Raw genomic sequence first — 12978 nt, 5'->3', positions numbered from 1 at the left:
CAGGTTTTTTTAAATATATTTTATACTGTTCACACTTATATATTCAATATCAACACTTATCAATTTAGAAGAATAAAAATGATATTCTACTAATACAATATGTCTTCATAAGATAAAATATACTTATTTTAGTCATATTCTTTCTAAGCAGAAGCATGAAGTGTTTTTTTGAAAATTTTTATAAACAATTAAAATTAAATTCATTTCTGTTTTTTAAAACTTGTGCATTATTTTTTTTACTTATATCTAGTTCATTATTTGCACAAGAAAAGTGCGATTGTAATCAGTTCTTAGTTGTAGAAAAATTAGAATTACTACAAAAAAAAGATTCAATAAAACAATTTGAACTCATTAAAAAATTAAAAAACTCGAGATTTAAAATTTGCCAATATGAAGGCATAAGTCTTGATTTTCAATTCTATAACAGCCAATTGCAGTTTAAAAAAGCCTATGGCCTATTACAAGAACAAGAGGCATTATTAAATAATATAGACTGTAATAATGACTTTTTATTTAAACTTGTATATAATAAGGCACGTTATTACCATGCAACAAATGATTTTGAAAAATTATCAGATTATGCATTCAAGGCGTTAGCTGAAGCTGAACGACTTAGTGATGCTGAAAAAGAGATTAAATCAATTCAAGAACTTGTTTATCTATTTACAAGATTAAATGAAGATGAAAAAAACTGGAAATATATTAAACGAGCTCAACAGTTAATCTTAGGATTAAAACAACCAGAATTATATCCTCACTATTACACTTGGTTAGCATTTCAGTATGAAAATAAGTACACTATAACTGAAAGGGAACCCCTTATAGATTCTACTTTGATTTTTATAAACGAAGCTAAAAAAGGAGCTTTCAAATACCATTTGTTTGATGAGATTACTAAATGTTACAGAGTTGAAGAAGCTTGTTCGTATCATAGAGGTGAATTAGAGAATGCATTAATATATGCAGATTCTGCAATTTACTATGGGAAAAAAGTAGAAGGATATAAAAATTTGCATGGGTTGTATTTATCCAAAGCATGGAATCATTTAGATTTAGGACAATTTAATGAGGCCAGTAAATGGATGGATACCTCTTTATTTCATGTTAAGAATAAGCAAACAGCTGCAAGTATGATGTTGTATTCTGAAGCAGCTCAAATTTATGAAAACTCAGGCGAACTTGATAAAGCTCTTAAAAGTTACAAAGTATATAGTAAACTTAAGGATAGTATACTTAACTCAAAAAAACTAGAAAGTATAAATGAGTTAGAAATAAAATACAATAAAGCAAAAGATATTCAAAAAATAACCTCTCTTGAAAAAACAAAACAACTTTACTTGTTTTTGATTATAGGTAGTTTATTAACTATTTTAACTATTGTTTTCTATTTCCGTCAACGCTCATTAAAAAACAAACAGAAAATTTTAGAAATTGAACAGCGTTTAAATCGAGCGCGAATCAACCCGCATTTTTTCTTTAACGCTATGGCATCATTACAAAGATTAGCGCAACAAGAAAAAAGTAGTCAAACCACGCTATACACATCGCGACTGGCAAAAATAATGAGACAATCGTTAGAAAACACGTATGAGGAAGTTGTTACTATTGAAAACGAAATAGACTTTTTAACCCAATATCTAGAAATTCAAAAATTGCGTTTTCCAAATAAGTTTGAGTACCAATTTCATATTGATAATGATTTAGAGATAAATGAATTGAAAATACCAGGAATGCTCACACAACCATTTGTTGAAAATACCATTGAACATGGGTTTAAGGGTATAGATTATAAAGGTAAGTTGGATATAAATTTTAAGCAAAGGAACAATCAAGTAATGGTAATTGTTGAAGATAATGGAGTAGGATTCAACTCCATTGAAAATAAAAAAACTCATAAATCTAGAGCAATGCAAATAATAAAAGATAGATTGTTTTTATTCAACAAGCAACATAAGTCAAATGCATTTTATGAAATTGTGGATGTAAACAAAAAAGGCTTTAAAATAGTAATAACTTTGCCTAAACTTTATTAATAAATGAAAGTTCTTGTAATAGATAATGAAACAAATATTAGAGAAGGTATTGTAGAAATGATTGGTGGTTTTTGCGAAGGGATTACCGAAATTTATGAAGCCGATGGTGTGCAAAATGGACTTAATAAAATTGCTGAAATCGACCCAGATGTTGTTTTTTTGGATGTAGAATTAGACGATGGTACAGGAATGGACTTGCTATCTAAACTATCAGAAATAAACTTCCATCTCATTTTTATTACAGCACATAATAAATATGCCATAGATGCATTTAAGTTTAGTGCTATCGATTTTTTATTAAAACCCATTGCGCCAGATGAATTAATAAATGCTTTTGAAAAAGTGAAGCAACAGCATAAAAACAAATTTTTGAATCACCAACTTCAAGTGATGCAACAAAGTTTAAATAAAATTACATCGCGAGAAAAAAAGATAGTTTTAAAAGATAGTAGTTCTATTTATTTTGTGAATGTTAATGATATTATTCGCTGTGAATCATCAGGGCAATACACAGAATTTTATATTGAAGATGCAAAAAGGATTGTTATTTCTAAATCTTTAAAAGAATACGAATTACTTTTAGAACCTTACGGTTTTATTCGCCCGCATCATTCACATTTAATAAATATCGATAAAATTCTGCGATTTGATAAAGTAGATGGTGGAAGTTTAATTATGGAAACATTGGAGGAAATTCCTGTTTCACATCGAAAAAAGACGCAAATACTTCAGCTTTTAGACAAATTATAAGCACTGTATCACTTTTACTCAATTACGCTACACTTACATAATTTTAGTAATACATCTATTTATATCGCCAGTTTTTACTGGCTTTTTTTATGACTTTTGGATAGCACTTAAACCTACAGTCATGAAAAAAACAATCTTCATATTATTCATTTTAACCTTAAATCTACATGTTATGAATGCGCAGAATAGTAGAGCAAAAATTCTTGTAAATGCCTTTGAAAAGCAAATTGAAGTCGCCAATAAAGCTTTAGAACAAAATCGTTTTAAAACAGCTGAAGGTAAAATAGCTTCTTTAGAACGTTCATTGGTATCTATAAAGAAGAAAGACCCAGACTTTGATACATCAAATCTAGAGAAAAAGCTAGAAGAATTAAGGGTGAGTTGTGGTGCTAATAAAACAGAAACTTTAGCAGAACGAAAAGGAATGAGAGATGCTTTTGATGAGAAACTAAACGGACAAAAAATTATGACCAAGTTTTTATCAGAACTAATTATCACACAAGAACTAGCAAATAAAGTAATAGCAGCGAATAAGGATTATAGGGGTTATGATAATGATGTTGAAGAAATCCAGTTTAGAACAAAAACTGTGGACAGAAATTTAAGTCGGTTGAAAGTGAATTTTTCTGAAGGAGCAGATAATGAAACTATGGAAAATCATTTTAAGGATTTGAATAGTAAAAAACTATTCTGGCAAACAGCAGCTACTATTTTGCCAGAAGAACGTTCAGTGGTTGAAGCTTCAAAAAAATATAATGATTTCGCAGAAACAGTAGGCTCTCTTGAAGATGTAAAAAAAACATCCAAGACATTTCAAAATGAAAAGTTAGCCAATAAAAAAATGCCGTCAGCAGTAATTACAGATGCTAAAATTGAGCGTCTTTTCAAAACAGCTTTTAATAACGAAAGTAAAGACACCAATTGGGATAGAACGCTGCTTAAAATAAATATTACTGACAGAGGTTGGACTATTATTAAAAACAAATACACGGGAGCCATTTTAGGAAGAAAGCACTTTGCAGCTATTGCCTTTAAGGATAATAAAAAAGGGGAATGCAGATTGTACATCAACTATCATATCTATCAACAATACAATGGTTCAGGATATAATGATTTTGCAACAGGAAAATCTAATATGGCATCCGATAGTTTTTTATGCGAAAACATAAACAAGTAGTACAATGAGTAATAAAGCCTTAAATAAAAAAATATACATCGTCTGCGGAAGCTTTTTAGCAATCTTGTTAGTATTCGTTGTTGGTCAATCTATAATGAAACTCAATTACGAAAAAAGCTTATTAAACCAAGGCATTCGTACCGAAGCACAAGTCATTAACAAGTATCATTTAAAAACCAATACAGGTAAAATAAAGAAAAGCTATTTAGAACTTGCTGTTTTTGAAGACACCACCGCAATTGTAAAACAAAAAAAGACAGCAGCGAAAAAAGACTTAAATAATATTAACGATAAAATTGATAATCTTTTTGACAATTTTGGCTCTAAAAAGACACCTACTGATGATTATAAAACGGTTAGCGTTTTAGTAGGATTAGAGCGTTTTGGATCTGCAAATATTGGCGATTGGAAAACCTTTGTTTATCTAAAAAATGAGTTAGAAGATGGTATGCTGTTGGATGCGCTACAATAATTAAAAATTAAACTTTTAAACCCAAATATTATGAAGAAAATATTACTTGCATTATTGTTTTGTCCAATGCTTATGTTTAGTCAATGGGGCATTATTGGTTCCCCTATCGATGGAGAAACAGTTGGAGATAGATCAGGCCAAACCATTGCATTGAGCTCTAATGGAAAGGTATTAGCTATTGCTGCGCCATTTAATGACGGAAACGGAAGCAACTCTGGTCATATTCGTGTTTACGAAAACCAATCAGGTGTTTGGCGACAAATAGGAGACGATATTGATGGCGCAATTACCATGGATTATTCAGGAGGATTCGATTTATTGAATAATTATGACGCTGCACCATTAAGCTTAAATTCTGATGGTAGTGTTATAGCAATTGGAGCACCACATAGCTTTAATTCTGGTCCAGGTGCAGAGTCTGGTAGAGTTAAAGTTTATGCAAATGTTTCAGGAGCTTGGGTGCAAGCTGGTCAAGATATACTTGGTGGAGGAGCTAAACACTGGTTTGGTTTTTCTGTAGATTTAAATTCTGAAGGTAATATTCTAGCAGTCGGAGCTCGACAAGATCCATTCAATTCAAGCTTTGGAGGTTATGCAAGAGTTTATGAATTGATTTCAGGTATTTGGACACCTCTAGGAGGTCTTCTTAGTTCAGAAGCCATGCAAGATGGTTTTGGTGCTAGTATTAGTATAAATTCTGATGGAAATATTGTAGCAGTTGGAGCACCATATAATGATGGAAATGGAAATGGTTCTGGACATGTTAGGGTTTTCGAACTAATTTCTAACATTTGGACCCAAGTTGGTGTTGATATTGATGGAGAAGCTGTTGGAGATGCTTCAGGTTCTTCAATAAGTATAAATGAGCAAGGTGATGTTATTGCAATTGGAGCAAGAGCTAATGGTATTGCAAGCACAGGACATGTTAGAGTTTATGAGTTAATATCTGGAATTTGGATGCAAGTTGGTGCTGATATTAATGGTTCTGCTCAAGGAGATCAATTAGGATTTTCCGTAAGTCTTAGTAATAGTGGTAATCGAGTTGCAATTGGAGCAAAAGCCAGAGATATAAATGGAAGTAATTCAGGGCAAACTATTGTTTTTGATAACATTTCTGGTTCATGGACTCAAGCATTCACAGAGATTAATGGAGTTACAGCAGGAGAAGAATTTGGATATTCTGTGGGAATAAGTGGTGATGGTTACACAATTGCTTCTGGAGCACCAAAAAACTCTACTAATGGTACTGATGCTGGCCAAGTGAGAGTATATAGAGATCAAACTAGTTTAGGTGTTAATGATAGTAATTTAATAGAAAGACATATGTCATTATATCCAAATCCAATAACTAGCTATTTTGAAATTACATCCAATTCAATTTTAAGTAACATAGAAATATATTCGATAGAAGGGCAGATTATAAAAAAATTAAAGACTCAAAATCGATACGATATTTCAGATTTGTCAAGTGGAATTTATTTTGTAAAAATTCAAACTAATAATAGTGAGATAACAAAAAAAATAGTTAAACAATAAATAAATATAAACCCTAAATTTAAAATTATGAACAAATTAAAAATTTTATCATTACTGCTAATAATAGCTGTATTTGCATCATGTAGTAATGATGACGCCCCAAAAAACCATGCGCCAGTTTCAGAAGATATGGTGGTTAACATGGACGAGAACCCAACATCAGATTTATTGACCACTATTGTTGCAACAGATTTAGATGGTGATGATTTAACATATTCTATTGTTTCTCAAAATCCAGTTGGAAGCGTAATAATTAATGAAACTACAGGCGAGGTTTTTATAGCAGATATTAATGCTTTTGACTATGAGCAGAATACTACTATAACGGCTATAATTGCTGTTACAGATGGAGTTAGTACAACAGAATTAACGCTTACGATTAATATTTTAGATGTACATGAGCCTAGTTAAACATGCTAATTAAGTTTCAAAAATATAGGCTAGAATTATTTCTAGTAGTTTTTTATTCAACTTTATTAGTTTGTTTTTTAAAACTTTTAGTTTAATTAGACCCAAATCTCGAAATCCTGTTTGAAAGAACAGGATTTTTTTATGTATGTTGTTGCATATATTTTGAAGGCAAAATATTAAAAGTCTCTTTAAAGCATTTTGAGAAATAAGCAGGACTATTAAATCCTGTTCTTTCGGATATTTTGGTAACGTTTCCTTTTTTGTAATGTAGCATAATCATAGCTCGTTTAAGCCTGTAATCTCTTAAAAAAATGCTTGGAGATTTCCCAGTTAGGTTTTTTAGCCTTCTGTAAAATTGCGAACTACTTAACCCCAACTCTTTACTGAAGTTGGAAACATTGAAGTTAGTATCATTCCATATTTTTTCAACATAATTCATCAAGTCTGTCAAGAAACTTGCTTCAGTTGACTTTAGGATTTTAATATCACCTCTATTAATAAAACTATTACTGTTTTCTTTTTCGTAGGCTCTTTTAACTGCTTCTGAAATTACAAATTTATCATTAACGACAATTTCACACATTCTAGTTGCTAAAACTTTAGATTTTTTTGATTCACCTTCAGTAATCCCCAGCTTTAAATCACGAATTGATTTATCAAACTTTGGTGTAATGTATTTAAAATTAGCTTTTAATTTCAGACCACATAACACAGCATTCGTTACTGTGGTAAAAGAAACTACATAAGTGTTGTCATTATGTTTTAATATAGTGCCTCGAAATTTTTTTAATAAGTTAGAAATACCATTGTGGAGCTTTTGTGTAAATAAATTAAATTGATTGGCTTCCAGTCTATGAAGATAATCACTAGTTTCAATAACCATTATATAGGAAGTGTCAGAATTCATAGTAGAAAGATATAGCTTTCTACAAGTTAGTGATTTTTAAGAAATTAAACTAGAAAAATAAGCGTACAGATTAAGTGTTAAAGCAATAATTTACAGTAAGACACATGATTTAAAGCTTAACTATTTTATTATCTTTAAGCCTTAAATTAAAAAACACTTATGAAACGTATTACTATTATTGCCTTGTTGTTGTTAACCTTTATTGTTGGTTGTAAAAAGAAAGAAGAAACACAATCAATCACGGTCACAAGTGATTATATCAAAGATATTGTTTATTTCTTGGCATCTGATGAATTGGAAGGACGAAATACAGGCTCTGTAGGTATAGAAAAAGCGGCTACTTATATAGAAACTAAATTCAAAGATTATGGTGTAAAGCCATATTTTGATACCTATCGAGACAATTTTAAAATAGACAGTTTGGATGCTTTTAATGTGGTTGGATTTATAGAAGGTAGTGACCCTAAATTAAAAGATGAGGTAGTGATTATTGGTGCGCATTACGACCATATTGGTAGAAGGGCAAAACCGGTTGAGGGCGACTCTATTGGTAATGGTGCTAACGATAACGCTTCAGGGACATCTACGGTAATAGCTATGGCAAAATATTTTGCAGCTAAAAAGAATAATAAACGTAGCATTATGTTTGCCTTATTTTCTGGAGAAGAAATGGGTTTAAGAGGTGCAAAGCAATTAGCTGAACGTTTAAAGAATGAAAATTTAAAATTGTATACAATGGTAAACTTTGAGATGTTAGGTGTTCCTTTTCCTGACAGGGATTATCAAGTGTTTGCAACAGGTTACGATTTGTCTAATATGGCTGAGGTGTTAAACAAATATGCAGGAAATAAACTAGTTGGAAAATCTGATGAAGCTGCAAAATTTAATTTATTTAAGCGCTCGGATAACTATGCATTTTATGAACATTTTAAAATAGCAGCACAAACTATTTCATCTTGCGATTTAACTAATTTCGACTTTTATCACCATGTGGATGATGAAGCAGATATTATGGATTACAACCACATGGCAAGTACAATTAACAATTTGTTTCCAGCTATGGAAGGTATGATTAATGCACCAACACAAGAAATAAAAATGAACGATGAGTAAAAACATCATCATAACAGGTACTAGTCGAGGTATTGGTTTTGAGTTGGTACAATTATTTGCAGCCCAAGGACATAATGTTTTGGCATTATCTAGAAACGAAAAACCAGTTAACGATTTAGGTTTAAAAAATGTTACCACTTGGTCTTTTGACCTTAGTAATGAAGTTTCCTATAAAAAAGTAAGCAGTTTCGTTAAAGAAAATTGGCAGCAAGTAGATGTTTTAATTAATAATGCAGGAGCTTTATTGAATAAACCGTTTGCTGAAACGACTTTTGATGATTTTGAATACATTTATAAAACCAATGTATTTGGGGTTGCTGAATTAACTAGAATTGTCTTGCCATTTATGAAAGCTAATAGTCATGTAGTGACTATCAGTTCGATGGGAGGTGTACAAGGTAGTATGAAATTCCCTGGTTTAGCCGCTTATAGTTCTAGTAAAGGCGCTGTAATTACGTTAACAGAGTTACTTGCCGAAGAATATAAAGAATCAGGAATATCTTTTAATGTATTGGCACTTGGAGCCGTACAAACAGAAATGTTAGAAGAAGCCTTTCCAGGGTACAAAGCACCAACTACCGCTTTAGAGATGGCTAATTATATTTATAATTTTTCCTTAAATGGTCACAAATACTATAATGGAAAATTATTGCAAGTGTCTAATTCGACACCTTGATGTTTTGACTTTTAACTTAATTTAGTGCTTTTTAACTTATGAATAAATCCATATTGTAGGTATTTTCTATATTAGCGACATGAAGAATTTTATCGCCCTACTATTTTTCTTTTTATTTACTTCGGTTAATGCCCAAATTACTCTAACTCATAATGTTGGTAATGTACCTGTTGTTACTGATATTACTTCATGTGAGGATGATGAATACTGGGGAAGAACTTTTACCTTATCTGATTTTGGAATAACAACTAACGAACAATTTATTATTAGATCTGGGCAAGTTGCAATTAGTCGATCTTATGGCGGAGCTAATTTAAGTTTTGGTATTTTCAGTATTGATTCTGATTTTCCAAATTCCGATCCTAAATTTTTAGGAGGGAGCCAAGGAGTTGAGATACCTGTTATTAATGGCGTTCCTGAAATTATTAACGTAGATTTTAATAGACCAATTGTTGTCCCTGTAAATGTGGAAAAGATATTAGTGCGTGTAAATAAGTATGATAGGGGTTTTTACAATCCAACACCTTCAACTGCTTATATTGCTGGCACTCAATACGATAATGATATTTCATGGTATTTAGGGTGTAGTCAATATTACTCTCATACTCCAACAACTGAACTTGATAACCCAGTTCCAGATGCAAACTTTTTTATATATGTTACGGGAGAAAAATTTAATGCTTCTAGTTATGGGTCAAAAGCAACATTAACTCATAATTTATGTGATGATTTAAGAGAAAACCAGATGTATGCTTGTAGTTCGGGAGGTATCAATTGGGGAAGAACGTATACTTTAGATGATTTTGGAATAAGTAATAATGAGGAGTATATAATTGAATCTGGACAAATAGCCTTAGCGGAGGTTGGTTCTGGAGATGTGAATATCCAATTTAAAATTTATAGTATAGATGATAATTTTCCAGCTACATTTTCCGACACAGATTTAATAGGTTCTAGTCAAATTGTTCGTATTTATAATTTTGGTTCAAACCCACAGATTATTAATGTTGATTTTGATACACCAATCGTTGTGCCAGCAAATATAGACAAAATCCTTGTTGAGGTTTTCCAGTTACATGGTAGCCATAGTGCAATCGCATTTACAGCAGGAACTAATCAATTTAATGATGATTCGTGGTTTCGATCAAGTAATGGGGGTTGTCCACCTATGACTTATACAAAAACTAGTGATTTAGGTCGTCCAGACACAAATTTTTACATAAATGTAACAGGAAACGTTAATCACGTCACCAACAACTTTGAAATGAATATTTCAAACATTTGCTCCGAATTTTTAAAGGAGTTTAGTGTTAGTGATACAAATAATGCATCTCAAGTAGTTTGGGATTTTGGAGACCCTGCTTCTGGAGTAGATAATACGTCCACAGATTTATCTCCGTTTCACGATTTTTCTTCTGATGGTACTTATACTGTTACTGCAACTGTTACAGCAAATACTGGAACAGTTGAGGTTTTAACAGAAACCATTCAAGTAAAAGAACCTCCCAATGCTTATGGAATAAATAATTTAATGGCTTGCGAAGATGATTTTGATACAGGTTTTTCGTCAACTTTTGATACGTCTAATGTTTTGTCGCAAGTTTTAGGTGGACAAACCAATAAAACGGTAACGTTTATAGATGGTAGTGGTAATGAATATAATGTGTTACCTAATCCATTTACAAATACTGTAAAGGATAGAGAAACGATTACCGTGAGAATTGCTAGAAATGATGAATTATGTTGTTACTCTGAAATAACATTCGATTTAATAGTAAATCCATTACCAGATGTTTCAAGTATTAATAACTTGGAAGAGTGCGATGATGATACAGATGGTTTTGCTTTATTTGACCTTAGTGTTATTGAAAATGATATTGTCGTTAACAACGCAAATACAAGTGTAGAGTTTTACTATGAAAATGGTACACAAATAATAGGTAATCTTGCTGCTGTTGAAAATCAAATTATTAATGAAGAAACAATTAACTTAAGACTTTATGATAATTTAGTTAATTGTTATAATGAAATCACATTTAAACTAATAGTTAACACTTTGCCTATTGCTTACCCATTAGAAGATATCATTGGATGTGATGATAATTCTGATGGCATTTCTGAGTACTTTGACCTAACAGATGTAGAAAGTACAGTGTTAGGAAATCAAACAGGAATGGAAGTAAGTTATTATGATGCAAATAGAAACATATTATCAAATCCGCTACCAAACCCTTATACAAACGCAGTGCCAAATCAAGAAGTTTTAACTGTAAGGGTTACCAATACTATTACACAATGTTTTTCTGAAACGCAATTAAGATTAACTACTTCCGAAAAACCAAACATAAACACTCCTCTGGATAAATATGCTTGTGATTATGGCAACGGAATTTCAACGTTTGATTTGAGTGGTTTAGAAAATGAAATCATTGGTAATCAAAATAACTTAAACGTGTATTATTTTGATTCAACCGGTAATGAAATAACTGGTTCAATTTCATCTAATTATAGAAATTCTCAAGCGTGGAATGAAACTATAACTGTAAAAGTTGAAAACGTTTTAAGTACAATGTGTTTCACGGAAACAAGTTTTAATCTTATAGTAAACGCGCTTCCAGAAGTAACTCTTGAAGAAAGTTATTTTTTGTGTAATCTTGAGCCTAGTTTGCCAATTTCAGTAAATCAAAACTTAAACTCTTGGGAATGGAAATATCAAGATGGAACGATTGTTTCTAACAATTTTGAAACTAATTTAATTGACGCTGGAAATTATAGTTTAAGAGTGACCGAAATCAGTAATGGAATTGAATGTGAAAACACTTATAATTTTGAATTAATTAGGTCGGTATTGCCAAATATTGAAAATGTTGAGATTCAAGAACTCTCAAACAATAACTATATCAAAATTATAGCTTCGGGCGATGGCGATTTTGAGTACTCTATTGATGGTGTTAGATATCAAGATAGTAATACATTTAATAGTGTTTTAGGAGGCATCTATACGGTATATGTAAGGGATAAGTACGGCTGCGGAGGAGACCAAGAAAATGTTGTCATTATAGATTACCCCAAATTTTTCACACCTAATAATGACGGTATTAATGATTATTGGCAAATTAGAGGCGTTGATAATTTCAATAATATTCAAGTTTTTATCTATGACAGGTATGGAAAACTTTTAAAACAACTCTCTTCTAATTCTAATGGTTGGGATGGTACTTTTAATGGTGAGCTGTTACCGTCATCTGATTATTGGTTTACCGCTAATCTAGATAATACAAAGCAATTTAAAGGACATTTCACCCTTAAACGTTAAAAGAAATTCCTTGTTTTTCTATAAAAATAATTTCACTCTAATTTTTCCATAACATTCCATTCCTCTTGGTTAGCAACAGATTTTTGATATTCCATAACAGCAAGCCATTTGCCATTTTTATTTACTAATAGCATTTCAAAATGAATTAATTGATTTGCTAATTCTTTACAATCACTATTAATAGACGTATAATGAAAAATGCCTGTTTCATGTACTGTAGTCGCATCGCCTATTCTTTGTGACAAACGGAAGTTTACATCACTTTTCACTTCCCCAGATTTTGTATCTATAAATCCTTGTTTCCAACCATCTAATGCTGATGCTATAGCAGTTGACATTTTATTTTCACCAGTAGCAAAAATAACCACAGCATCCTCATGATAAGTAGCTTTGTAACCTTCAAAATCACCTTCACGTACTGTTCTAGATAATTCTTTCCAATAGTTGTTAAGTTCAGCTAATCGCGTTGAGTCTTTTGCAACATCTATACTTTTTGTCAAATTATTTAGATGGTTGTCACAATGCGTAATTCCAGTTGCATTTATTGATAAAAGTACTGTAAAGAATACTATTTTTTTCATAATTAT

General features: G+C 31.3%; 11 protein-coding genes. 9 read left to right on the top strand and 2 right to left on the bottom strand.

All coding sequences use genetic code 11. The features are described 5' to 3' along the window. Positions 1 to 431: 431 nt before the first annotated feature. From HB672_RS14220 to HB672_RS14195, 6 genes are all read left to right on the top strand, one after another. Positions 432 to 2033 (top strand): histidine kinase, encoded by a 1602-nt coding sequence (locus tag HB672_RS14220; RefSeq protein ID WP_167770173.1) that lies wholly within the window; start codon positions 432 to 434, stop codon positions 2031 to 2033. 3 nt (positions 2034 to 2036) lie between these two features. Continuing rightward, entirely contained in the window at positions 2037 to 2783 is a 747-nt protein-coding gene (locus HB672_RS14215; RefSeq protein WP_167770172.1) for a LytTR family DNA-binding domain-containing protein, read from the top strand. A 121-nt stretch (positions 2784 to 2904) separates the two neighbouring features. After that, positions 2905 to 3960, top strand: a complete 1056-nt coding sequence (locus HB672_RS14210) for a hypothetical protein (RefSeq protein WP_167770171.1) — start codon at positions 2905 to 2907, stop codon at positions 3958 to 3960. 4 nt (positions 3961 to 3964) lie between these two features. Continuing rightward, on the top strand, positions 3965 to 4432 hold the full coding sequence (locus tag HB672_RS14205; RefSeq protein ID WP_167770170.1) for a hypothetical protein: 468 nt from the start codon (positions 3965 to 3967) through the stop codon (positions 4430 to 4432). 30 nt (positions 4433 to 4462) lie between these two features. After that, a complete protein-coding gene (locus HB672_RS14200; RefSeq protein WP_167770169.1) occupies positions 4463 to 5968 on the top strand; it encodes a T9SS type A sorting domain-containing protein in 1506 nt (501 codons plus the stop codon). Between the two features lie 27 nt (positions 5969 to 5995). Further along, complete coding sequence (locus HB672_RS14195) at positions 5996 to 6379, top strand: cadherin repeat domain-containing protein (protein ID WP_167770168.1); 384 nt, start codon at positions 5996 to 5998, stop codon at positions 6377 to 6379. A 139-nt stretch (positions 6380 to 6518) separates the two neighbouring features. Here HB672_RS14195 and HB672_RS14190 read toward each other — a convergent pair whose 3' ends face one another. After that, positions 6519 to 7286, bottom strand: a complete 768-nt coding sequence (locus HB672_RS14190; protein ID WP_167770167.1) for a helix-turn-helix transcriptional regulator — start codon at positions 7284 to 7286, stop codon at positions 6519 to 6521. A gap of 159 nt (positions 7287 to 7445) precedes the next feature. On the opposite strand from HB672_RS14190, the gene HB672_RS14185 reads away from it, so the two are divergent. The 3 genes from HB672_RS14185 to HB672_RS14175 all read left to right on the top strand — a co-directional run bounded on the left by HB672_RS14185 (position 7446) and on the right by HB672_RS14175 (position 12391). Further along, entirely contained in the window at positions 7446 to 8399 is a 954-nt protein-coding gene (locus HB672_RS14185) for a M28 family peptidase (protein ID WP_167770166.1), read from the top strand. Beyond that, the gene (locus tag HB672_RS14180) at positions 8392 to 9075 is read left to right on the top strand and encodes an SDR family oxidoreductase (RefSeq protein WP_167770165.1); all 684 of its coding nucleotides are present in this window, start codon (positions 8392 to 8394) and stop codon (positions 9073 to 9075) included. Before HB672_RS14185 ends, HB672_RS14180 begins: the two co-directional genes overlap by 8 nt. 79 nt (positions 9076 to 9154) lie before the next feature. Continuing rightward, positions 9155 to 12391 (top strand): T9SS type B sorting domain-containing protein, encoded by a 3237-nt coding sequence (locus HB672_RS14175; RefSeq protein WP_167770164.1) that lies wholly within the window; start codon positions 9155 to 9157, stop codon positions 12389 to 12391. A gap of 32 nt (positions 12392 to 12423) precedes the next feature. On the opposite strand, the gene HB672_RS14170 is transcribed toward HB672_RS14175, so the two are convergent. Next, positions 12424 to 12972, bottom strand: a complete 549-nt coding sequence (locus HB672_RS14170) for a nuclear transport factor 2 family protein (RefSeq protein ID WP_167770163.1) — start codon at positions 12970 to 12972, stop codon at positions 12424 to 12426. Positions 12973 to 12978: the final 6 nt, after the last annotated feature.

It is taken from the genome of Gaetbulibacter sp. S0825 (assembly GCF_011777505.1).
Classification (GTDB): domain Bacteria; phylum Bacteroidota; class Bacteroidia; order Flavobacteriales; family Flavobacteriaceae; genus Pontimicrobium.
This window is presented reverse-complemented; position numbering and strand designations above follow the sequence as displayed.